The sequence below is a fragment of the Erythrobacter sp. NE805 genome, assembly GCF_046452355.1.
In the GTDB taxonomy this organism is placed as follows: domain Bacteria; phylum Pseudomonadota; class Alphaproteobacteria; order Sphingomonadales; family Sphingomonadaceae; genus Erythrobacter.
The window spans coordinates 240,050-263,223 of record NZ_JBKFDI010000001.1; the positions used below are offsets into that span (position 1 = coordinate 240,050).

The 23,174-nt window shown below is 70.9% G+C and carries 19 protein-coding genes, 1 tRNA gene and 1 riboswitch; all 20 genes read right to left on the bottom strand.

Going from position 1 to position 23,174, the window contains the following annotated elements; translation table 11 throughout:
• Positions 1 to 97: 97 nt before the first annotated feature.
• Positions 98 to 1,012 (bottom strand): cobalamin-binding protein, encoded by a 915-nt coding sequence (locus ACLBKU_RS01190; RefSeq protein WP_410177700.1) that lies wholly within the window; start codon positions 1,010 to 1,012, stop codon positions 98 to 100.
• Positions 1,009 to 1,521, bottom strand: a complete 513-nt coding sequence (locus tag ACLBKU_RS01195) for a hypothetical protein (RefSeq protein ID WP_410177701.1) — start codon at positions 1,519 to 1,521, stop codon at positions 1,009 to 1,011. Before ACLBKU_RS01195 ends, ACLBKU_RS01190 begins: the two co-directional genes overlap by 4 nt.
• Before the next feature lie 15 nt (positions 1,522 to 1,536).
• Entirely contained in the window at positions 1,537 to 3,474 is a 1,938-nt protein-coding gene (locus tag ACLBKU_RS01200) for a TonB-dependent receptor plug domain-containing protein (RefSeq protein ID WP_410177702.1), read from the bottom strand.
• Positions 3,475 to 3,589: 115 nt separating this feature from the next.
• Positions 3,590 to 3,782, bottom strand: a riboswitch (cobalamin riboswitch).
• 138 nt (positions 3,783 to 3,920) lie between these two features.
• Positions 3,921 to 3,996: transfer RNA gene (locus ACLBKU_RS01205), tRNA-Ala, on the bottom strand.
• A 110-nt stretch (positions 3,997 to 4,106) separates the two neighbouring features.
• The gene (locus ACLBKU_RS01210; protein WP_410177703.1) at positions 4,107 to 5,039 is read right to left on the bottom strand and encodes a hypothetical protein; all 933 of its coding nucleotides are present in this window, start codon (positions 5,037 to 5,039) and stop codon (positions 4,107 to 4,109) included.
• A gap of 189 nt (positions 5,040 to 5,228) precedes the next feature.
• A complete protein-coding gene (locus tag ACLBKU_RS01215; RefSeq protein WP_410177704.1) occupies positions 5,229 to 6,008 on the bottom strand; it encodes a Bax inhibitor-1/YccA family protein in 780 nt (259 codons plus the stop codon).
• 133 nt (positions 6,009 to 6,141) lie between these two features.
• Entirely contained in the window at positions 6,142 to 6,942 is an 801-nt protein-coding gene (locus ACLBKU_RS01220) for a pyrroline-5-carboxylate reductase family protein (protein ID WP_410177705.1), read from the bottom strand.
• Between the two features lie 16 nt (positions 6,943 to 6,958).
• Entirely contained in the window at positions 6,959 to 7,465 is a 507-nt protein-coding gene (locus tag ACLBKU_RS01225; RefSeq protein ID WP_410177706.1) for a YbjN domain-containing protein, read from the bottom strand.
• Positions 7,466 to 7,623: 158 nt separating this feature from the next.
• A complete protein-coding gene (locus ACLBKU_RS01230) occupies positions 7,624 to 9,045 on the bottom strand; it encodes an SPOR domain-containing protein (protein WP_410177707.1) in 1,422 nt (473 codons plus the stop codon).
• A 104-nt stretch (positions 9,046 to 9,149) separates the two neighbouring features.
• On the bottom strand, positions 9,150 to 10,883 hold the full coding sequence (gene ftsZ, locus ACLBKU_RS01235; RefSeq protein ID WP_410177708.1) for a cell division protein FtsZ: 1,734 nt from the start codon (positions 10,881 to 10,883) through the stop codon (positions 9,150 to 9,152).
• Positions 10,884 to 11,040: 157 nt separating this feature from the next.
• Entirely contained in the window at positions 11,041 to 12,363 is a 1,323-nt protein-coding gene (ftsA, locus tag ACLBKU_RS01240) for a cell division protein FtsA (protein WP_410177709.1), read from the bottom strand.
• The gene (locus ACLBKU_RS01245; protein ID WP_410177710.1) at positions 12,363 to 13,295 is read right to left on the bottom strand and encodes a cell division protein FtsQ/DivIB; all 933 of its coding nucleotides are present in this window, start codon (positions 13,293 to 13,295) and stop codon (positions 12,363 to 12,365) included. Before ACLBKU_RS01245 ends, ftsA begins: the two co-directional genes overlap by 1 nt.
• Complete coding sequence (locus ACLBKU_RS01250) at positions 13,273 to 14,262, bottom strand: D-alanine--D-alanine ligase (protein ID WP_410177711.1); 990 nt, start codon at positions 14,260 to 14,262, stop codon at positions 13,273 to 13,275. Before ACLBKU_RS01250 ends, ACLBKU_RS01245 begins: the two co-directional genes overlap by 23 nt.
• Before the next feature lie 114 nt (positions 14,263 to 14,376).
• Positions 14,377 to 15,318 carry a UDP-N-acetylmuramate dehydrogenase gene (gene murB, locus ACLBKU_RS01255; protein ID WP_410178982.1) on the bottom strand — a complete coding sequence of 314 codons (942 nt, stop codon included), beginning with the start codon at positions 15,316 to 15,318 and terminating at the stop codon, positions 14,377 to 14,379.
• A 35-nt stretch (positions 15,319 to 15,353) separates the two neighbouring features.
• Entirely contained in the window at positions 15,354 to 16,790 is a 1,437-nt protein-coding gene (gene murC / locus ACLBKU_RS01260) for a UDP-N-acetylmuramate--L-alanine ligase (RefSeq protein WP_410177712.1), read from the bottom strand.
• A complete protein-coding gene (gene murG, locus ACLBKU_RS01265) occupies positions 16,787 to 18,007 on the bottom strand; it encodes an undecaprenyldiphospho-muramoylpentapeptide beta-N-acetylglucosaminyltransferase (RefSeq protein WP_410177713.1) in 1,221 nt (406 codons plus the stop codon). The genes murC and murG overlap by 4 nt, the downstream gene beginning before the upstream one ends.
• Positions 18,004 to 19,230, bottom strand: a complete 1,227-nt coding sequence (locus ACLBKU_RS01270) for an FtsW/RodA/SpoVE family cell cycle protein (RefSeq protein WP_410177714.1) — start codon at positions 19,228 to 19,230, stop codon at positions 18,004 to 18,006. Before ACLBKU_RS01270 ends, murG begins: the two co-directional genes overlap by 4 nt.
• Positions 19,227 to 20,600, bottom strand: coding sequence for a UDP-N-acetylmuramoyl-L-alanine--D-glutamate ligase (murD, locus tag ACLBKU_RS01275; RefSeq protein ID WP_410177715.1), 1,374 nt, complete (start codon positions 20,598 to 20,600; stop codon positions 19,227 to 19,229). The genes ACLBKU_RS01270 and murD overlap by 4 nt, the downstream gene beginning before the upstream one ends.
• Before the next feature lie 10 nt (positions 20,601 to 20,610).
• Positions 20,611 to 21,681 carry a phospho-N-acetylmuramoyl-pentapeptide-transferase gene (mraY, locus tag ACLBKU_RS01280; protein ID WP_410177716.1) on the bottom strand — a complete coding sequence of 357 codons (1,071 nt, stop codon included), beginning with the start codon at positions 21,679 to 21,681 and terminating at the stop codon, positions 20,611 to 20,613.
• A 35-nt stretch (positions 21,682 to 21,716) separates the two neighbouring features.
• Positions 21,717 to 23,171 carry a UDP-N-acetylmuramoyl-tripeptide--D-alanyl-D-alanine ligase gene (gene murF / locus ACLBKU_RS01285; protein WP_410177717.1) on the bottom strand — a complete coding sequence of 485 codons (1,455 nt, stop codon included), beginning with the start codon at positions 23,169 to 23,171 and terminating at the stop codon, positions 21,717 to 21,719.
• Positions 23,172 to 23,174 lie beyond the last annotated feature (3 nt).

The window sequence follows — 23,174 nt, forward strand, 5'->3', positions numbered from 1 at the left end:
GAGGGGAATGGCAATCCCGCGCGTTCCGTTCGTGTCGAGCGCAGTCGAGACACCGCCGGGAGGCCTCTCGACTGCGCTCGAGGCGAACGGAGCCTGGCTAGAGCCTTGCGATGAAAGGCTGGAGCCGCTCCGGGATATCGTCCGGCGCGTGGACGAGGCAGGCGAGCACCTCGGCGCTCTCCGCCAGCCGCGGGCCCGGACGGTTGAAGAGGTGGTGGCCGTCGACCGCGAAGACCCGCCCCTCGCGCACCGCCCTGAGGCTTCGCCATGGCTCCCCGGCCAGCAGCGCGCGCGCCTCGGGGAGGGTCTGGGCGAGCTGGTAACCGCAGGGCATGAAGGCGATGACGTCGGGATCGGCAGCGACGACCGCATCGGCCTCGATCCAGTGCGAGTGGACGCCCGGCGCAGCGAGCAGCGGCTCGGCGCCGGCCGCCGCAACCAGTTCCGGCACCCAGTTGCCCGCGACCATCAGCGGCTCGATCCACTCGACCGCGAGCATCCGCGGGCTCCCCTGCGGCAGCGTGGGGCGCGTGGCGATCCCCTCGCGCATCCGGGCGATAGCGGCCGGCGCACGCTCGGGCACGCCTGCTGCCTCGGCCACCCGCGCGAAATCGCCGAACACGTCGGACAGGTCGTCGGGCGCGAGCGAGACGAGCCTGGGCGGCGTTCCCACCCAGCTCGCCAGCGCCTCCTCGAGATCGGCGGGCGTCACCGCGCAGACCGCGCATTGCGCCTGGGTGAGGATCACGTCGGGCCTGAGCGACTTGAGCAGCGGGGCATCGACATCGTAGACCGACAGCCCCTTCTCGACGATCGCCTTCACCCGGTCCTCGATCGCGCGCGAGCTGAGGCCCTTCTCCAGCTTGGTCGAGGTGCACACCGGCAGCGCCTTCACCGCAGGGGGGAAGTCGCATTCGTGCGAGCGGCCGACGAGGTTCTCCTGCAATCCCAGCGCCACCGCGATCTCGGTGGCGCTGGGGAGCAGCGAGACGATCCGCAGGCCCTCGCTCATCGGGCCTGCCGGACGGCAAGGGCCGGGATGCGGGCGAGGACCTGCCAGCCGAGCCACAGCCCGGCGAACCACAGCGCGTCGTTGAGCGCAACGAGGCCGACGATGTGGGGCGCGAACATCGCCACGTCGCCGAAGGCCAGCGCATAGGCGAAGAGACTCGCCTCGAAGGCGACGAAGGCCGCGAGGAAGGCGAGCAGCGGCCCGCCCCGCCCGCCGAGCCGGCGCACGGCGCCGAAGGCGATGAGGCTCGCCCCCAGCAGCGACAGCCCGGCGGCGAAAGTCGGCCCGTCCCATGGGAAGCCGAGCAGCCCGAAGCCGAGCGCCTGGTTGCCGAGCCAGCACAGCACGACCGCCCCGATCCCCTGCCGCCGTTCCATCGCCAGCGCGGCGATGGCGGCGACGGCGGCGAAGGGCATCATGCAGGCGATGACCAGGCTGCCCGACAGGGTGGTCGCGGCGAGGATGGCGGGAAGCGCCAGCGGGGCGAGCGATTTCACAGTATCCGTCATGACGTCATCTCCCTTTCAGAACCGCGCCTCGACGCCCACGGCGGCCGAGCGGCCGGGGGAGACGAAGCTGAACACCTGCTCGTAGGTCTCGCCCAGCAGGTTCTCGACCCGGGCGAAGCCGCTGATCCCCTCGGTGAGCTTCACCCGCGCATTGAGGTTGACGAGGGTGTAGTCGCCGAGCCGCACCCGCACCGGCACGAAGCTCGGATCGGTGAAGGCATCGTCGAGCGCGCGGCCGTTGTAGCGCACCACGAGGCTCGCCGAGGCGGCATCGCCCGGCGCGCTCCAGGTGAGCGCCCCGCTGGCGATGTGGCGGGGGCGGCGCACCTCCTCGCGGCCGTTCTCCTCGGCATCGAGGTAGGAATAGGCCGCATCGAGGCTCCATTGCTCGGCGAGCCTTGCCGCGAGCGAGACTTCCACCCCGCGCTGCTCGCTCGTGGTGGTGCGGTTGGCGGGGGTGGCGATGAAGTTCGGCGGCGGGAAGGTGGTGAAGATCTCGCCCTTCAGTTCGCTGTCGAACCAGGTCACCGCCACGCTGGCGCTGTCGCCCAGCTGCTGGTCGATCCCGACCTCCCAGCCCTCCGACTTCTCGGGCCGCAGCGCCGCATTGCCGATGAAGCGGCCGTCGACGAAGCCGTAGAGCTCGAAGAAGCCGGGGTTCTTGACCCCCGATCCGGCCGCCGCGCGCAGGCGGGTGCTGTCCGTCACCCGGTAGCCTGCGCCCACCCGGTAGGTGGTCGCGTCGCGGAACAGGTCGTTGATGTCGTGGCGGACCGCGCCCGAAAGGTCGAGCCGTTCGCCCGAATAGCGATACTCGCCGACGATCCCGACCTGCTCGATCCGCCGCTTGCCGGTGAAGGCGAAGCCGCCCGGCGTGGTGTTGCGGAAGCCCTCGCGCTCGTAGTCGGCGGCGAGCGTCAGGCGGTGCCCGCTCCCGGCGTCGAAGGCGCTGACGTAGGAGGCCTTGACGCGGTCGCCCTCGCTGCCCGAGGAGCGGCCGAGGGCGCCGTAGCTGTCGCGGGTGACGTCCGCAATCTGGGCGGAGAGGTCATGCGTCCAGCGTCCGTCCAGCGTGTCGAGCTTCGCGCCCACCAAGGCATAGACCGCCTCGTTGGTGAAGCGGGTGCCGGGGCTGTCGATGGTGAAGCCGAAGGTCGGGCTCGCCGTGTCGAAGTCGCTGTCGTTGAAGCGGCCCTCGGTGCGGATGAAGCGGGCCGCGGCGCGCAGGGCGAGGTTCTCGCTCACCGCGAGGCTCCCCTTGCCCGCCAGCGTGTAGCTGTCGCGCCCGATGTCCCGCGAGCCGCCGCGCGCGTTGGGCTGGCCGTCGGTGCTGACGACGACGGCGGAGAGCGCCGCGTCCCAGCCGTTGCCCGACGCGCCGTAGCGCGCGGCGCCGTTGACGGTGCCTTGCGTCCCGCCCTCGATCCGCCCGGCGAGGCCTTCGAGGCTGCTCCCGCGCGCGGTCTCGTAGGCGACCACGCCGCCGATCGCGTCCGAGCCGTAGAGCGCCGACTGCGGCCCGCGCAGCACCTCGAGGCGCGCGCCGATGTCGGCGGAGAGGGTGCCGATGTCGAACTCGCCGGCGAAGGGATCGGAGACCTCGATCCCGTCGACCAGCACAAGCACGTGGTTGCCCTCGGACCCGCGCAGGCGGATCTGGGTCTGCCCCGCCACGCCCGCGACCGCGACGCCCGGGACATCGCGCAGCACGTCGGCGATGTCGCGGGTCTGGCGCTGTTCGAGCTGTTCAGGGGTGAGGACGCTCACCGAGCCGGTGAACGCGCGCAGCGGGGTGCTTCCCGCCCTGCTGGCGCTGACGAGGATGGGGGCAGGCGAGGCGGTGGGATAGACCTCGGCGAGGTCGTCCTCCTCGGTCCGCTCCTGGGCCGCGGCAGGCACGCCCCACACCAGCGCCGCCACCGCGACCCTGTACCACAATGTCGAATTCTTCACGGATTCCTCCCGTCACAAGCAACATGGTGGCCGCGAGAGGTTGCCCCCAGCGCAGCCCAGCGATGTCGCTCACAACGAAAGTCTGTTTCCGCGCCTGGCCAATCCCTGAGCCGGGCAAAGAGCGACACGCCCCGGTCGGTCTCCTGGCTCGCGGGTCGTCATACCCGGCGCTCACCTTCCCAGGGCCTGGTCGGCCCCAGTGGCTGCACCCCCGAAGGAGCGCGCGCGCCGCATACTCGCCGCTTACAGTTGCAGGGACAGCTGCGGAATCGCACCGCATTCCCGTTACCGAAACGCGTCGGCAGGGTTAGCGTCAGGCGCGGCTGACGGCAAGGTGTGTAAATGGAGGGTGCGAAAGGTTGCTCTTCGCGGCGACCGCTCCCGCGCTTCGCTTGGGAGCTTTTCGGCCGCGACTGTCCCCCGGACAGTCGCGAGTCACGAAAAGCTGGTGGAGCCGAGGGGGATCGAACCCCTGACCTCGTCATTGCGAACGACGCGCTCTCCCATCTGAGCTACGGCCCCGTTCCAGGTTTTCGCGCCCGCAGGGCCCCGTCGGGGAGCGGGCGAGCGCGCGCATTAGCGGGAAGCGCGGGCCCATGCAACGGGCATTTTGCGCCCCGTTGCGCGGCCGTCTAGTTCCCCGGTTTCGTCGCAGGCGAAGGCGCGGGCTTGGGCGCGATCGGCTGCACCACGGGCTGCGCGGTGACCCCTTCGCGAACCGGGATGACCGGGACCGGCAGGCCGGTCTCGGGATCGATCACGGTCTGCGCCGGGACCTGCGCGGGCGCAGTGGCGAGCCCCGCGCGCGCCTGCTGCACCGCCACCCAGCCGGGCTGCGAGGCACCGTAGAGCGCGCCCCACTTCGCGTCCCACGCCGCCGAGGCCTGCTGATAGGCCTCGTATTCGTCGAAGAACTGCTCGAAGGGCTGGAGCAGCCCGGCGAAGTTCGCGCGGGCGAAGGCGAGTGGATCGGTCGGCGGTGCGGCGAGGGCGCGGTTCGCCATGTCGAGCGCCGCGCGGCAGAACCCGGCGCGCGCGGCGGGCTCGGCGAAGAAGTTGTAGACCTGCGTGGTGTAACCGTCGCGCGCCACCATCGCATCGCGGCGCGCCTTGTGTCGGCTGGTGTAGATCTTCTCGATCCGGTCGTTGACCGCCTTCAGCGATCGCGTGTTCCGGGCGAGAAAGGTCCGGTAGCCGGTCAGGATCGGCTCGTACTCCGGCCCGAGGCAGTTGAGCGCCGCGACGTTCCAGGCCGAGCGCAGGTTCCAGACCAGCTGGTCGTCGGACAGGTTCGAATTGACCGTGATGCGCTGCCCGTCGGGCCCGCGCGAGGGCATGGTCATGACGTAATGCGCGCCCCCCGGCGGGAGCGGGCGGTAGGGCACCGCCTCGACCACCTGCGGCGGCGGGGCCGGCGGCGGCGGGGGAGGCGGCGGCGGCGGGGGCGCCTTGGCGGCACAGCCCGCGAGCAGCGCCGCTCCGGCGAGGCTGGTGATCACCAGGCCCAGCGGGGGGCGGCCCGGGGACACGGCGGCCGCGGCCGGCTTGGGGGACAACGCGCTCATCGAAACACCTCTCCTGCTCCCGGCGGGACGCTGCCGGAGTGCGAGGGTGGGCGCCTCCGGCTTGCTCCAGCCTGAAGCGCCGCGATAGCCGCGCGGGGCCGCAAAGCAAATGCCCGGGAGCCAGCGAGGCCCCCGGGCATCCGAGATTTCAACACTCTTGCGCCGGGTCGAGGCCCGACGTGCCGCCGCTTACTCGCGGTTGCCGAGCAGGCGCAGCAGGTGGAGGAACAGGTTGATGAAATCGAGGTAGAGGTTGAGCGCCCCGAAGATCACCGCCCGGCCCGCCATTTCGGTGCCGCGCACGTACTGGTATTCATCCTTCAGGCGCTGCGTGTCCCACGCGGTCAGACCCGCGAAGATCAGCACGCCGAGCACGCTGATGACGAAGGACAGCGGACCGGAAGCGACGAAGATGTTGATGATGCTCGCCGCGATCAGGCCGACCAGGCCCATGATGAGGAAGCTGCCCCAGGCCGAGATGTCCTTCTTGGTGGTGTAGCCGAACAGCGACAGGCCCGCGAAGGCCGCCGCGGCGGCGAAGAAGGCGGTCGCGATCGAGGCGCCGGTGTAGGTCACGAAGATCGTCGAGAGCGACAGGCCGAACAGGACCGTGAAGGCCCAGAACGCGACCTGGAGCGCCCCGGTGCTGGCGCGCGCGGCACCGAACCACCAGAACAGCATCACCGCGAGCGGCGAGAGCGTAATCAGCCAGCCGAGGCCGGTCGGCTGCGCGAAGGCGCCGCCGGGGGTCTCGACCACGTTGAACGCCAGCGCGAACAGCGGCGAGTTGACGAACAGCAGCGCCACGATGCCGGTCAGCAGCACGCCCGAGGTCATGTAGTTGTAAATCGAGAGCATGTGCGAACGCAGGCCCTCGTCGTAGCTCACGCGGCCGGCGACATCGCCCCCGGCGCGAGGCACGGAGCCCAGCGGCTGCGCATTGCGCGAGGTGTCTTTCCAGTCAGCCATTGTGAAACCCTTAGCCTTTCCATGTCGGAGCGCGAAAAGCCGCGCTCTCCACGGGCGAATATCGGTGTTTCGGGGGCGCATTTCAAGCGAAACCGGACGCGCAAATCTCGCGGAATTGGCAGCTTAATCGCTGTTAATATTGCACTGTGCGCGACAGCGCGGCGCCCTTGTCGCGGGTTGCGGCAAGGGTTGCGGCGAGCAGCCTGCGCAGCGCCTGTTGCTCGTCGAGCACGTTCAGCCCCTCGCGGGTCATGCCGCCGGGGCTGGCGACGCGGTCGGCGAGTGTCGCCGGGTCCGCGTCCGAGGCCGCTGCGAGCGCCGCGGCGCCCTCGACCGTCGCCAGCGCGAGCCGCGCGGCGGTGGGTGCGTCGAGGCCGAGGTCGCTCGCCGCCCCCGCGAGCGCGTCGATGAAGCGGTAGACGAAGCCCGGTCCCGAGCCCGCCAGCGCGGTGACGAGATCGAACTGCGCCTCGTCCTCGAGCCAGACGGCACTGCCCAGCGCGTCGAACAGCGCGAAGCAGGCGCTGCGGGCGCCAGCGTCAAGGCCGCGCTCGCTGAGGATCACCGGCGACTTGCGGATCGCGGCGGCGAGGTTGGGCATCACCCGCACGTGCGCGCCCGCACCGGGAAAGGCGGCCACAAGCTGGTCGAGCGTGATCCCGGCGAGGAGCGAGTGGACGATGCGGCCTTGGGTCAGCCCCTGAAGCCCCGGCCCGAGCGCGGCGAGCTGCTGCGGCTTGAAGCCGAGCAGCACCGCGTCGTGATGGCCCGGCACGTCGTCGGCGCTGCGGTGGAGCGTGACGCCCCCGAGCGCCTCGGCCAGCGCGGGATCAAGCACGCTGAACCGCGCAGCAGGCTCGCCCGCTGCCAGCCACCCGGCGAGCATCGCCCCGCCCATGTTGCCGCAACCGATGATGAGGAGGTGTCCGAACATTGCGGGAGGCGGCGTATCAGGCCTCGCCCGCCGCGTCGACCATCGCCGCATCGAGCGCGGCGCGGGGGGACTTGCCGCCCCACAGCACGAACTGGAAGGCGGGATAGAAGCGGTCGCATTCGTCGATCGCGCTCTCGACCAGCGCCTGCGCCATGTCGAGGCTGAGGCGCCCGTGATCGCCGAGCATCGCGCCGTGGCGGTAGAGCAGGACGTCGCCGTTCGACCAGATGTCGAAATGCCCCAGCCACATCTGCTCGTTGACGAGGCAGAGCAGCTCGTAGGCGGCGGGGCGCTTGTCGTCGGTGACGCGGATGTCGGGGAGGCACAGGAACTGGAGGACGCTGTCCTCCGCGCGCCAGATCGCGCGCAGCTGGTAATTGGCCCAGCTGCCCTGGACCTCGCCGGTCATCTCGTCGTCGGAGACCATCTCGCAGGGCCACCCGCGCGCGGCGAAGAGGCTGGCGAGCATCTCCACGGGGGCGGCATCATCCTCGGCGGCATAGTCCATGTCAGCAGCTCTCATCGCCGGGCTTTCGTTGGGGCGTGGGTCGGGGAACCATCGGGGCGAGGATTGGACGCGAAGCGGGGGGCTTGGCAATCACATGGGCTGGAGCGGCTGGGGAGAATTGGACAGAGCTGTGCAAAGCCTGTGCACAGAAGCTGGAGGGCGCCCGAAGGGCTTCACTTAAGCGGTTGAACTTCCTCGCCTTCCCCGCTGAGCCAGAGGAACACGTCGAGCCCCTTCTTCTTGAGTTCGCGCACGGCCGCCTCGGCCTTGTCGCGGCTCGGGTAAGGGCCGGCGAGCAGGCGAGTGGTCTGGCCCCACTTCGCGGTCCAGGCCTTCTGGCCGGCGAGCGTCTTGCCGCCTTCCTTGGAGAGGCGCTTCCAGTCGAAGGCGAGCGCGTCGAGCTTGCGGCCCGCGGCGACCTGCACCCAGATGCGGCTGGGATGCTTGGGCTTGGGCGGCTCCTTGGCCTTGGACTTGGCCTTTTCGGCGGTCTTGGCCTTGTCGGCAGCGGGGGAGGCCGCAGTCACCGGCGGGGCCTCGCGCCGCACCTCGATTCGCGAGATGTCGACCGCGTCGGCGCCCGCCCGGGCGTCGGGCGTCGGCGCGCCGAGATCGGCGAAGGCGTCGGCGACGCGCGGGGTCGGTGCGGCCGAAACGGCGACGGGTGTGACGGTCGCGGTGCGCGCCGGGGCCTTGCCCTTGCCACCCGCCTGCGCGGGCGCCGGGGCGGGCCGCGCGCCGAGCGGCGGGCCGGAGGGCGCGAGCCGGCTCTCGCCGCGCTCCTCGGCGGCAAAGCGCGCCAGCCGCGGATCATCGCGCCCGATATCGGCGGCACGCGGGAAGATCCCGAGGTTCGCCGCCGCCGCCTGCTGCGGCTTGGTGAGGCGCGGCATGTAGCCGAAATAGGGCACCAGCCGCGTCGCGAGGTCGCGCGGCATGACCTGCTCGACGATCGCGGTCGCCCGGTCGGCATCGCCGAGGATCGCGAGCCCGAAGGCGCGGGCGCGCTGCGCGGCCATGTCGCGGCGGTCGAGCAGCGGGCGCAGCGTCTCCTCGAAGCGCGCGCGGTTGCCGGCGATCGCGTAGCTGACTGCGAGCCGCCGCCGCGCCTCGTCGTCGCCCGGATCGAGCTCGAGCGCGCGGGTGTAGGCGGCCTGTGCGGCGACCTGCTCGCCGACGAGGTCGAGAGTCAGCGCGCGGTCGGTGATAAGGGCGCGCTCGTCCGCCCCCGCGGCGAGCGCGCGGTCGAACTGCACCAGCGCCTCGCCCGCCCGGCCCGATCGCAGGTAGACGGAACCGAGCCCCTGGGCGACGCCGGGGTGCCCGGGATCGATCTCGGCGGCCCGGCCGAAGAAGCCGATCGCCGCCTCGAGATCGCTGACGCCGAGCGCCGCCTGCCCCGCCTCGAGCAGGGTGTCGCGATCGCGCGGCGCCTTGGCGAGCGCGACGAGGGCACGGTTGAGGCGCTGGACTTCGGGGCTGGGAAGCTGCTGGACGACCTCGCGCGCCTCCGTGTCCTGCGCCGCGGCGCCGGTCACCGGCAGCAGCGCCGCGGTCAGGGCGAGGAAGGCAATTGCGGGAAGGCGCGACACCATCGCTCGTGCTCTATCTTTTCGGCCGCTGCCCGCCAGAGGCACGGCGCGACCTTGCGGCCAGCAGGGGCGCCTGCGCGCCGGACGGCGGCGGGCGCCTGCGCCGGTTACTGGTTGTTCTGCCGACCGAGGAAGCGCGGGATGCTGAGCGCCGGGCCGTCGTCGCCCTCGTCGCCTTCGTCCTCGTCATCGCCGTCCCGCGCGGTGCTGCGCGAGAGGTTGGCCATGCGTTCGAACAGGGTGCTGCCCGACGTCGCCCCGCCGCCGGCACTGCCCGCATCGCCGCCCCCGCCGCCGAGCAGGCCGCGACGGCGACCGCCGCCGAGCCGCGCCTCGACGGGGCGATCCTCCGCCGCGAGCCGGTCGGCGCTGGCGAGGAGATCGTCCTGCACCGGGTGGCGCGGCGTCGCGGCGGGATCGCCATAGGCGGCATAGCTGTCGTCGAGGTCGAGCGCGTCGTCATCCTCCGCTGCCGCGCCGGCGCCGTAGCCGTAGCCCGAAGGCGCGTCCTCGGCATTGCGCAGGCCAGCGAGCGGATCGACGATCTCGTCGACATCGTCCTCGTATTCCTCGCCGTAATCGTCGCCGGCCTGCATGCCGGTCAGCTCGAAAGGCGCCGCCGACCCGTAGCTCTCGTCCTCCGCCTCCTCGGCGAGGTCGAGCGTGTCTTCCTCGTCATCGGCGACGACCGGCACTGCGCCGAGGTCGAAGGTCGGCGTGGCCGCCACATGGGCCGGCGCCGCGACGGCCGCGGGAGCATAGGGCTCGGGCGCGGGGGCAAGCCCCTCGTCCTCCGACAGCTCGAGCACCGGGCGCTTGGGCGCACGCGCGCCGCCGAGCGAGACGTGCTGCGAACGGTCGATTGCGCCGACCGCGCCCTGCTCGATCCCGGTGGCGACCACCGAGACGCGGATCTTGCCCTTGAGATCGGGGTTGAAGGCCGAGCCCCAGATGATGTTCGCGTCCTCGTCGACGAGTTCGCGGATGTGGTTCGCCGCCTCGTCGACTTCGAGCAGGCGCATGTCCTCGCCCCCGATGATCGAGATGATGACGCCCTTGGCGCCCGCCATGCTCACGCCGTCGAGCAGCGGGTTGGCGATCGCCTGTTCGGCGGCGTCAAGTGCACGGTTCTCGCCCTCGCCCTCGCCGGTGCCCATCATCGCCTTGCCCATCTCGCTCATCACCGAGCGCACGTCGGCGAAGTCGAGGTTGATGAGGCCGGGCATGACCATCAGGTCGGTGATCGAGCGCACGCCCTGCTGGAGCACCTCGTCGGCGAGCTGAAAGGCCTCCTTGAAGGTGGTCTCGGCCTTGGCGACGAGGAACAGGTTCTGGTTCGGGATGACGATCAGCGTGTCGACGTGGCGCTGGAGCTCGTCGATGCCGGCCTCCGCGGCGCGCATCCGGCGGGTGCCTTCGAAGAGGAACGGCTTGGTGACGACCCCGACGGTCAGCACGCCCATGCGCCGCGCGGCCTCCGCGATCACCGGCGCGGCGCCGGTACCGGTGCCCCCGCCCATCCCCGCGGCGATGAAGCACATGTTGACGCCCTCGAGCGCGCGCTCGATCTCGGCGACGGTCTCCTCGGCGGCAGCCTTGCCGACTTCGGGGCGGGCGCCCGCGCCGAGGCCGCCGGTGATGTCGGGCCCGAGCTGGATGCGCTTCTCCGCCGGCGAGGTGCTGAGCGCCTGCGCATCGGTGTTGGCGACGATGAACTCCACGCCCTCGATCTCGGCCGCGATCATGTTGGCGATCGCATTGCCGCCGGCCCCGCCGATCCCGATGACGGTGATGCGGGGGCGCAGGTCGTCGCTGGCCGCGGGTCCGATATTGATGCTCATGGGCTGGTCCTCCAGGCGCGGGGTCGCGACTTTGTCATCCTCTTCCCCCGCTTATAGCGTCTCTGACAGAATCGGTGTCATCATTTTATAGCGGCAAAGCCCTTATCCACAGCATGGGGTGCGCCTTGCCGACTCGTCGCCACAGGGGCGTGGCGGCTCAGAAATACTCCTTGAGCGCCCGGAACAGGCGCATCACCAGCGCCCACCAGCCCGCCTCGCGGTTGAAGGCGCGGTACACCCCGCCCCGCCCGGCGCCGACCTTGCGGATGTCGACCGGGTCGTCGGCGGCGTAAAGGCACAGGCCGGCAAGCGTCGCGAAGCCGGGCGCATGATGTGCCTCGGGCATGCCGGTGAGCTGCGGCGGGCGGCCCAACCGCACCGGCTGGCCGAGCGCGCCCTGCATGAAGTCCGCCATCCCGGCGAGTTCCGCGCCGCCGCCGGTGAGCACCACCTGGCCCGCACGGCTGCCCGAAAAGCCGATCGCCTTCAGCGCCTTGCCGACCTCCGCGGTGAGCACGCCGAGCTGCTGGGTCACCACCGCGACGAGCTCGGCGCGCACGATCCGGTTCTTGTCGTCCGCCCCGCGCGCGAGCGGCCCGACGGGCGCGCCGTCCCCGCCCTCGCCCGGCGGACTGACCGGGATCAGCTCGCGGTGATCGGAGGGGCTGGCGATCGCCGAGCCCGCGACGCATTTCAGCCGCTCGGCCTGCGAGCGGCGGATGCCGAAGCTCGAGGCGATCGCGTCGGTGATCGCCCCGGAGCCCATCGGCACGGCGTGGAGACCGAGGAGCATACCCCCTGCGAAGACCGCGACATTGGTGATGTCCGCCCCGATCTCGACCAGCGCCACGCCGAGCTCGCGCTCCTCGACCGTCAGGCAGGCGTGCCCCGCGGCGAGCGGCGCGGCGACCACGCCCTCGACCTCGAGATGCGCGTTCTGCACCGCCTCGGTGAGGTTCCGCACCGGCGCGCCGTCGGCGAGCATCACGTGGATGTCGACGCCGAGCCGCTCGGCATGAAGCCCGCGCGGATTGGCGACCCCGTGGGCGCCGTCCAATGTGTAATGCGCAGGCTGGGCGTGGAGCACGCGGCGACCGTCGGGCTGGATCATGTCCTGCGCCTCGATCAGCAGCTGCTCTACGTCCTCGTCCTCGATCCGCCGCCCGCCGATCTCGATGTCGACCGAGACGACGTTGCTGGCAAGCCCCGCCCCCGCGCAGGCGATCCACACCGAGCGCACCGGGGTTCCGGCGCTCCGTTCGGCGCGCTCGACCGCGTCGCGAATGGCGTGGGCGGCGGCGGTCATGTCGGTGACGTAGCCGCGCCTGATCCCCGCGCTCGCACGGTGGCCGGAGCCCAGGACCTGCAACTCGCCGGTTTCGGTCTCGCCCATGATCATCGCCGAGATGCGGAAGCTGCCGATATTGACCGCGGCATAGGTGCGCGCGAGACGGCGCTGGGGGGCTGCCTTGGACGCCATCAGGTCGGGTCTCCTTCGCCCTCGGGCTTGGCGGCGACGTCCTTGGGCTTGCCCACCGCGTCGGGCAGGCGCAGGTAGAGCCGCGGCGGCGTCCTCATGTCGAAGGCGAGCACCTTGCCGCCGAGCAGCCTGTTCTTGCCGTCGAGGCGCGCGAACTTGACGAGCGCGGTCGCCGCCTCGACCTCGCCCTCGGGAAGCGCGAGCATCTGGCCGGTCGTGAAGGTGAGGTTCCAGCGGCGGTTGCCGACCCACTCCGCCGCCTCGACCTTGGGGGCGAGCGCGGGGGCGGCGGCGAGCAGGCTCTCGAGCGCCTTTGCCTGCCGCCCGGCGCCGGGCCCGGCGAGCCGCAGCATCCCCTTGGCCTTGTCGGCGGCGATCGGCTCCAGCTCGACCCCGGTCGCGTCGATCAGCACCAGCCGGTCGGGCTTCTCGAGCACCGCATGGGGCTCGCGCTCGACGATGTCGATGGCAAGGGTGTGGGGGAGCTGGATCGAGACCCGCGCGTCCTTCACCCACGGCAGCGCGCGCAGCTCCTCGCGTAGGGCTGCGATGTCGACGTCGGGCATCGCCTGGTTGCGGGTGGCGAGCGCGCGGGCATAGACCTGCTGCTCGTCCATGCGGGCCGTGCCGGTCACGCGCACGTGGCGCACTTCGAAGCCCGCATCGGCGGCGATCTTCGCGACCTGCGCCTGCGCGAGCGCGGGGACGCCGGCGAGGCTGGCGATGACGAAGGCCACCGCGACCGTGCCGCCGATGATCGCGGCGAGCCAGATGCGGCTCCACTGTTCCTCGGTGAAGGGCAGCACGCCCATCGCCTTGTCGACGACGCCGCTCGCCGAGCCGCGCGCCTTGCGGGCGGTGACCGCGCGGCTCTGTGCCCTTGCGGCACGGCGCACCCCGGGAGTGCCGTTACGCCGGATCTGCTGCGCCATCGCCGCCTCCCTTCCGCTTGAGGGCGTGGACCCTGAGGGCCTCGGCGCACAGCATCTCGACGAGGTCGGCATAGGAAATGCCGCAACCCGCCGCCTGCTCCGGGACGAGGCTCAGGGGCGTCATGCCCGGCTGGGTGTTGGTCTCGAGCACGAACAGCCCGTCCTCGCCCTGCTCCTCGTCCCAGCGGAAGTCGGTGCGGCTGGTGCCGTGGCAACCGAGAACCTGATGGGCCTTGACCGCATAGGCCTCGCACAGGGCGGTGATTTCGGGCGGGAGCCTGGCGGGGAAGATGTGCTCGGTGCGCCCGGCGGTGTACTTGTTCTCGTAATCGTAGAAGCCGTTGGCGACGATCAATTCGGTGACACCCAATGCGCGCGGGCCGTCGGGGCCGTCGAGCACGGCGGCGGTGAGTTCGCGGCCCTTGATGAAAGGCTCGGCGAGCAGTTCGGCGAACTCCTGCCACGGGCCGGTCGCGTCCGGATTGATCGGGTTGCCGACATTGCTGTCGGCGGTGACGATCGCGACGCCCACCGAGGAGCCCTCGTTGACGGGCTTCAGCACATAGGGCCGCGGCAGCGGGTCGCGCTGGTAGAGCTCCTCGCGCGTGACGATCCGCCCGCCCGGCATGGGAATGCCGTGGGGGACGAGCGCCTGCTTGGTGAGCTGCTTGTCGATCGCGATCACCGAGGTGGCGAGGCCCGAGTGGGTGTAGGCGAGGCCCATCAGGTCGAGCATCCCCTGCACCGTCCCGTCCTCGCCGGGCACGCCATGGAGCGCGTTGAAGACGACGTCGGGTCTGGCCTCGTGGAGCCTGAGCGCAACGTCGCGCCCCATGTCGATGCGGGTGACACGGTGCCCCTTGCTCTCGAGCGCGTCGGCGACGCCCGCGCCGCTGGTCAGCGAGACCTGCCGCTCGTTCGCCCAGCCGCCCATCAGGACCGCGACGTGGAGGGGTTTGTCAAACATTGAACAGATCCGTTCGCCCTGAGCTTGTCGAAGGGCCGTCCTTCTTAAGCACCGGGTCAGAAGAGAAGCGCAGGGCTTCGACAGGCTCAGCCCGAACGGTGTTGGAGTGAACCATCACGGCCGCCCCACCCGCTGGATTTCCCATTCGAGGCTCACCCCGGTCGCGGCGTAGACCTTGTCGCGCACCAGCTCGCCCAGCCCCTCGATGTCGGCGCTGGTGGCATCGCCGGTGTTGAGGAGGAAGTTGGTGTGCTTTTCCGAGACCTGCGCCCCGCCGAGCTTGAGGCCCCGGCACCCGGCCTCGTCGACCAGCTGCCAGGCCTTGCGCCCGCCCGAGACCGCGGGGTCGGGGTTCTTGAAGGTCGAGCCGCCGGTCTTGGTGCGCAGCGGCTGGCTGGCCTCGCGCGCGGCGGCGATGCGGTCCATCTCGACGCCGATCGCCGCGGGGTCGCCCGGAGCCCCGCGGAAGCGCGCCGAGACGACGATCGCACCCTCGGGGAGCGCGGAATGGCGGTAGCCGTAGTCCAGTTCGGCGGCGGTGAGCGTCACGAAGGTCCCGTCCGGAAGGATCACCGCGCAGTCGACCAGCACGTCGGCGACTTCGCGCCCATAGGCCCCGCCGTTCATCCGCACGAAGCCGCCGACGGTGCCGGGGATGCCGCGCATGAACTCGCAGCCGGCGATCCCGGCGTCCCGCGCCTTGGAGGCGACGAGGATACCGCTCGCTCCGCCGCCGCAGGTGAGTTCCAGTTCGCCGCTGCGTTCGACGCCCGCAAAGGTCTTGCCGAGCCGCACCACCACGCCGGGCACCCCGCCGTCCCTCACGATCATGTTGGAGCCGAGGCCCAGCGCCATGACCGGGATCTCGCCCTCGAGCCGTTCGAGGAACATCTTGAGGTCCTCGAGGTCAGCGGGCTCGAACAGCCAGTCGGCGGGTCCGCCGGTCTTGAACCAGGTGTAGGGCGCGAGCGGGGCCTTGCAGGTGAGCTTGCCGCGGATGCCGTCCAAGGGCACCGGCGCGGCGACGGCGCCCTCGACCGCGCAGGTCGGGGCCATGCCGGTGCCGCCGATGAAGGTGTCGCCCGGCTGGTTCACGCGGCCTCGGCCTCCCGCCTCGCGGTAATCGCAGGCGCGAGGCCCGCGGCCCAGCGGGTGATGTCGCCCGCGCCGAGGCAGACGACGAGGTCGCCCGGCTGGACTTCCCCGGCAAGCGTCTCGGCGAGCGCGTCAGCCCCGGCGATCTCGCGCGCGGCGCGGTGGCCGCGGGCCTTCATCCCGGCGACCAGCGCGGCGTGATCGACCCCCTCGATCGGCTCCTCGCCCGCCGGGTAGACCGGGGCGACATAGGCGATGTCGGCGTCGTCGAAGCAGGACTGGAACTCGTCCATGAGCGACTGGAGGCGGGTGTAGCGGTGCGGCTGGGCGACCGCGATCACCCGCCCGCCCGAGGACACCGCCTCGCGCGCGGCGGCGAGCACGGCGCGGATCTCGACCGGGTGGTGGGCGTAGTCGTCGATCACGGTGACCTTGCCGCCCGCAAGCTCGACGGACCCCACGCGGGTGAAGCGCCGCCGCACCCCGCCGAAGCGGGCAAAGCCGGTGCGGATCACCTCGTCCGAGCAGCCCATCTCGATCGCGACGGCGATCGCCGCGAGCGCGTTCTGGACGTTGTGACGGCCGGGCATCGGCAGGTGCACACCCTCGATGCGGCGATCCTCGAGACCGCGCTGGCGGACGATCACGTCGAAGGCGTTGCCTCCGTCCTCGGAACGGACGTTGACGCCGCAGATATCGGCCTGGAGCGAGAAGCCGTAGGTCACGACCTTGCGGTCGCGCACCGCGCCGATCACCGCCTGCACCACCGGGTGATCGACGCACAGCACCGCCGCGCCGTAGAAGGGCACGTTGTGGATGAACTCGACGAAGGCGCGCTTCACCCCGTCAAAGTCGCCGTAGTGATCGAGGTGCTCGGGATCGATGTTGGTGACGACCGCGATGGTGCCGTCGAGGCGCAGGAAGCTCCCGTCGCTTTCGTCGGCCTCGACCACCATCCAGTCGCTATCGCCGAGGCGCGCGTTGGAGCCATATTGCTCGATGATCCCGCCGTTGATGACGGTGGGATCGATCCCCCCGGCGTCGAGCAGGGTCGCGATCATCGAAGTGGTGGTGGTCTTGCCGTGGGTCCCCGCCACCGCGACAGTGGATTTGAGACGCATCAGCTCGGCGAGCATCTCGGCGCGGCGCACCACGGGGACGCGCGCCTCGAGCGCGGCGGCGACTTCGGGGTTGGTGCGGCGCACCGCGGTCGAGGTGACAACCACCGCCACGCCCGCGACATTCTCGGCGCGGTGGCCGACATGGACGGTGATCCCGCGCGCGCGCAGGCGCTCGACGCTCGCCCCCTCGGCGATGTCGGAGCCCTGCACCTTGTAGCCGAGGTTGTGCATCACCTCGGCGATGCCGGACATGCCGATCCCGCCGATGCCGACGAAGTGGATGATGCCGATGTCGGTGCCCACGCCCTTCATTGGTCGGCCTGCTCCTTCGCCGCCTTGCGCGCCGAGCTGGTCGAGGGGCGCGCCGCAGCCGCTGCCGGCGCACCCGCGTCGACGCGGATCACGTCCATGAGGTCGACGCCGCTCATGCTCTCGACGAGGTCGGCGAGCGCCTTCGCCGCCTCGGGCCGCCCGCAGTTGAAGGCGCAGTGCGCGGCGTTGGCGAGGCTCTGCGGGTTCATCGCCATCGCCTGGATCTGCTTGGCGAGCTCCTTGGGCTGGAAGGCCTCCTGCCGGATCATCCGCGCGCCCCCGGCCTTGACCATCTCGCGGGTGTTGACCGCCTGGTGGTCGTCGGTGGCGATGGGCAGGGGCACGAGGATCGCGGGCCGGCCCACCGCGGTCAGTTCGGCGATGGTCGATGCGCCCGCACGACCGATGAACAGGTGCGCGTCGGCGAGGCGCTCGTGCATGTCCTCGAAATAGGTGCCGAGTTCGGCGGGAATGTCGTGCTCGGCATAGCGCTTGCGTACCGCCTCGAGGTCCTCGGGGCGGCACTGCTGGGTGACCTGGAGCCGCTGGCGCAGCGCCGGGGGAAGCATGGCGAGGCCATCGGGCACCACCTGCGAGAGGATGCTCGCGCCCTGCGAACCGCCGGTGACGAGGATGCGCAGCAGGCTCTCCTCGGTGAAGGCGGGGAAGTCCTGTTCGCGCAGCGCGAGCACCTCGGCGCGCACCGGGTTGCCGGTGAGGTGGACCTTGGCGGCGTGCTTCGCCTTCAGCCGGTCGACCTCGTCGTAGGAGGTGGCGATCGCGTCGACGCGGCCTGCGAGCAGGCGGTTGACCCGGCCGAGCACCGCGTTCTGCTCGTGGACGATGCTCGGCAGCTTGGCCGAAATGGCGGCGAGCAGCGCCGGAAGCGCCGGGTAGCCGCCGAAGCCGACGATCGCGGAAGGCGCGAAGCTCTCGAACAGCCGCAGCGCCATCGACCGCCCCTCGAGCACCGCGCGCACCCCGCCGAGCCAGCCCAATGGGTTCTTGCCGAAGCGCCCGGCGGGCAGCACGTGGGCGGGCAGGAACTTGGGCTTGCCCGGCAGCATCGCCCCGCGCTCGTCGGTAATGAGGGCGACGTGGTGCCCCCGGTGGTGCAGCTCGGTCGCCAGCGCGAAGGCGGGGATCAGGTGCCCGCCGGTGCCCCCTGCCGCCAGCACGTAGTGCCGGGTGGCGCCGCTCCTCGGTTCGCTCGTCATGGACGTTCTTCCTTGCGTTCGATCAGGTCGCGCAAGCTGCCGCCCTCGCGGGCGAGGAACGGGTTGCGCCGGGTGATCGCCAGCAATAGCCCAAGCGTGAAGCACACCGCCAGTGTCGATGAACCGCCGTAGGAGATCAGCGGCAGGGTCATCCCCTTGGAGGGAAAGAGCTTCAGGTTCACGAGGATGTTGATGAAAGCCTGACCGCCGAACTGGGTGATGAGCCCCGCGCCCGCGAGCAGCGCGAAGAGGTTGTCCTCGCCCACCAGCCGGGTGAGCGCGCGCATCACCAGCGCGCAGTAGACGAGCACGATCACCGCGCACATCACGAGGCCGAACTCCTCGCCGATCACCGAGAAGATATAGTCCGTGTGCGCCTCGGGGAGGTTCATCTTGCGGATGCCGAGCCACAGGCCGGTGCCGGTCCAGCCCCCGGCGGTGATGGTGCGCTGGGCGAGGTCGACCTGGTCGAAGGCGGTGCCCCCGCCGAGGAAGCCGTCGATGCGGTGGCGGGCGTTGTCGTAGAACATGTAGGCGAGCGTGAGGCCGACGATGCCGAGCCCGCCCAGCCCGGCGATGCGCTGCCACGGCATCCCGGCGAGCAGCACCATCACGAGCCAGATCCCGCCGAACAGGATCGCGTCGCCGAGGTTCGGCTGAAGCATCAGCAGCGCGGCGATCAGGCCGAAGAAGCCGGTGACGTAGACGATCACCGGCAGGTGCGGATCGCGCACCTTCCAGCTCAGCACCCAGGCGCAGATGATCGCGAAGCCGGGCTTGAGGAATTCCGACGGCTGGAGGCTCATGCCCACGTTGATCCAGCGCCGCGCGCCGTTCTTCTCCTCGCCGATGAAGGGCACGACGAACAGCAGCGCGAGCATCACCGCGCCCACCAGGATGCCGAGCCGGCGCGCCTGGTCGCGGTCGAGGAAGCTGAGCCCGGTCATCACCGCAAGGCCCATCAGCTGGAACACGATGTGGCGCTTGAAGAACATGAAGCCGTCGAGCCGCTCCTTGGCGGTCGAGAGCTGGTCGGCGCTCGCCGGTGACGCCGCGGCGACCGCGACGAGGCCGATGCCCATCAGCACGAGGATCAGCGCCAGCAGCACCTTGTCGATCTCGCGCCACCAGACGCGCAAGCCATCGCGCCAGCGGCGCTGGACAGGGACGGGCGGGAGGAAGTTGCCGGGGCCGCGAACGGCGGGGGTGTAGGGCGCGCTCACGCGAGGGTGTTCCCGGTGCCCGCGACTTCATCGCAGGTCTCGCAGCCGGTGATGACGCCGACCATCTGGCGGAAGTGGTGGCCGCGCTTCTCGTAGTCGCGGAACTGGTCGTAGGAGGCGCAGGCGGGCGAGAGCAGCACCACCTCGCCGGGGCGGGCGACCTCCTCGGCGCGGCGCACCGCCTCGCTGATGAGCTCGCAGCGCTCGACCTTGACCCGCCCTTCGAGGAGGTCGGCGAACATCGGCCCGGCCTCGCCCACGGTGTAGGCGGCGGCGACGTTGCCGAGGTGGTCGGCACAGGCGCCGAGGCCGTCCTCCTTGGGCAGCCCGCCGACGATCCAGTGGATGCGGGGCGCACCGCCGCTGATCGCCGGATCGGGCGGGAAGGCCGCGAGCGCCGGGGCGGCGGAGGCGGCGTTGGTCGCCTTGCTGTCGTTGATGTAGACGACGCCCTTCGCCTCGCAGACCCGCTCCATGCGGTGCGGCAGCCCGCGATAGGTGGCGAGGCCCTGCCCGATCTGCGCGTCGGTCAGCCCCAGCTCGCGGCAGATCGCCACCGCGACCGCGGCGTTCTGGGCGTTGTGCGGCCCCGCCAGCAAGGGCGAGCGACCCTCGGCGAGCCCCGCCGCCGCGAGATCAGCGCTCTTCACCCGCACCAGCGGCTTGCCCGCCGTCTCCAGTCCCTCGGCGATCGCAGTGGTGGGCTCGTCCTCGTCGCAGACGATCGCCGTGCCGGTCTGCTGCATCTGGAACAGCCGCTCCTTCGCCGCGGCATAGGCCGCGAAGTCGGCGTAGCGGTCGAGGTGGTCGGGGGTGATGTTGGTCAGCGCCGCGACGTCGCAGTCGAGCGTGAAGGTGAGGTCGATCTGGAAGCTCGACAATTCGAGCACGTAGACCCCGCCCTCGGGTAAGGGCGCCTGCCCCAGGATCGGGTCGCCGATGTTGCCGCCCATCACGCTGGGCACCCCGGCAGTCTTGAGGATGTGGTGGACCAGTGCGGTCGTGGTCGACTTGCCGTTGGTGCCGGTGATGCCGACCACCTTGTGCTCAGGAAGGCTCGCGCGGGCCATCGCGAAAAGCTCGATGTCCCCGATCACCGGCAGGCCGTATTGCCACACGTGCGGGCCGATCGGATGGGTGTTCAATGGCACCCCCGGCGAGACAACCACGCCCGCAAAGCCGGTGAGGTCGAGCTCCAGCGGGTCGATCAGCCGGCAGCGCCCCTCGAAGGGTGCGCGCGCGTGCGGCTGGCGATCCCACGCGATCACCTCCGCCCCGCTCGCGAGCAGCGCCTCGGCCGCCGCCGCGCCGGAGCGCGCGAGGCCGAGCACCGCGAAGCGCCTGCCCTTGAAGACGGGGGAGATGATCACGCCGCGCGCCCTACCTGAGCTTCAGCGTCGAAAGGCCGATCAGCGCGAGCACGATGGCGATGATCCAGAAGCGGATCACGACCTTGCTCTCGCTCCAGCCGAGCTGCTCGAAGTGGTGGTGGATCGGCGCCATCTTGAAGACGCGGCGCCCGGTGCGCTTGAACCAGAACACCTGGACGATCACGCTCACAGCCTCGAGCACGAAGAGGCCGCCGACGATCGCGAGCACGACCTCGTGGTGCGAGGCGACCGCGATCGCGCCGAGCGCGCCGCCGAGGGCAAGGCTGCCGGTGTCGCCCATGAACACCGCGGCGGGCGGCGCGTTGAACCACAGGAAGGCGAGCCCCGCGCCCATGATCGCGGCGCAGAAGATCGCCAGGTCCCCTGCACCCGGAACGTGCGGGATGCCGAGATAGGCGGAATAGTCGGCCCGGCCCGCAAGGTAGCAGATGATCGCGAAGGTGCCCGCGGCGATGATGACAGGCATGATCGCAAGGCCGTCCAAGCCGTCGGTGAGGTTCACCGCATTGCCCGCGCCGACGATCACGAAGGCGGCAAAGACGTAGTAGGCCGGGCCCAGCGGGATGCTCACGCCCGTCAGGAAAGGCAGATAGAGGTTGGTGTTGATCTGGCTGACGATCAGCCAGGCGGCGATCCCTGCGACCACGAACTCGGCCGCGAGCCGCACCCGCCCGGGCACGCCGGCGTGGCTGTTCTTGGCGACCTTGTCGTAATCGTCGAGGAAGCCGATGATCCCGAAGCCGATGGTGACAGCGAAGCACGCCCAGACAAAGGGGCTCGCGAGGTTCATCCAGATCAGCAGCGAGAGCGTCAGCGAGACGAGGATCATCAGCCCGCCCATCGTCGGCGTGCCGCGCTTGGCGAGGTGCGACTGCGGGCCGTCGAGGCGGATCGGCTGGCCCTTGCCCTGCCGCACGCGCAAGAGGTTGATGAAGCGCGGACCGATAAGGAGGCCGATGAAGAGCGCGGTCATCAGGGTCGCCCCCGCGCGGAAGCTCTGGTAGCGCACCAGGTTGAGGATGCCTTCGAAGCCAAGCCACTCGGCAAGCAGATAGAGCATTCAGTCTTCCTTTGGTGCCCGCGGCGAGGCGGGCGTCAGCCTCCCGCGCGCACGGCCTCGGTGTAATGTGCCACAAGCCTGCCCAATCCGACCGAATTGGACCCCTTCACCAGCACCGCATCCCCCCCCGCGAGACCGAACCGGCCGAGCGCCGCGATCGCTTCGGCAGGCGTTTCGCAATGCGCGAAGGAGGGGGGCTTGCCAAGCGAGGGATTTCCACCTTTCCCCAACTCGTCCGCGAGCGCCCGCATCTCGTCGCCCACGAGGATCGCGTGATCGACATTCGCCTCGGCGAGCGGGGCGGCGAGCTGGCGGTGGAAGGCCTCGGCAAAGTCGCCGAGTTCCTTCATGCTGCCCAGCACCGCGATGCGGCGGGTGGCGGTGGTGGCGGCGAGCGCCTTCAAGGTCGCGCGCATCGAGGCGGGGTTGGCGTTGTAGCTCTCGTCGATCAGCAGCGCGGTGCCGCCCGCCGCCGCGATGGTGTGGCGCGCGCCGCGGCCCTTTAGCCCGCCCATCTCGGCGAGCGCGAGGCCCGCGCTGGCAAGGTCCCCGCCCGCCGCGCGCACCGCCGCGATCACGCCCAGCGAGTTGACGATCCAGTGCTCGCCGGGCTCGGCTAGCTGGTAGCAGATGCGCCGGTCGCCGAGGTCGGCGGTGACCAGCGAGCCGCCGCCCGCCGCCGGAATCGCGTCGAGCAGACGGACGTCGGCATTGGCAGAGCGCCCGAAGGTCACGACCTTGGCCCCGCAGGCCCGCGCATGGCCGGCGAGCCGTTCGGCCCACTCGCTGTCGGCCGGGACGATGGCGACCCCGCCGGGGACGAGTCCGGTGTAGATCTGCGCCTTTTCATCCGCGATCGCCTCGAGGCTGCCGAGGTTCTCGATATGTGCGGGTGCGATCGTGGTGATGAGCGCCACGTGGGGCCGCGCGTGGGCGGCGAGCGGCGCGATTTCGCCCGCGTGGTTCATGCCCATCTCGAACACGCCGAACTTCGTGCGCGCGGGCATCCGGGCGAGGCTCAGCGGCACGCCGACATGGTTGTTGTAGGAGCGCACCGAGCGATGCGCCGCGCCGCGGCTGGCGCGGTCGAGGCAGGCGAAGATCGCCTCCTTCACCCCGGTCTTGCCGACCGAGCCGGTGATCCCGATCCGCACCGCCTCCACCGCCCGGTCGCGTGCGGCGTGGGCGAGGTCGTGGAGCGCCTGCGTCGTGTCCTTCACGAGCACGTGCGGGACGTCGACGGGCCGGTCGACGATCGCCGCGACCGCGCCCTTCGCCATCGCCGCCTCGACGAAGCGGTGCCCGTCCATCGCCTCGCCCTTCAGCGCCACGAAGACGTCGCCGGGCTTGACGTCGCGCGAGTCCATCTCGACGCCCGAGGCCTGGAAGTCGTGGCTGGCGATTCCGCCTGTGGCGGCCTCGATCTCGGCAGCGGTCCACAGCGCAAGGGGGAGCGCGTCACGCGCGGTGACGGGCCATTGGTGGAGCATGGG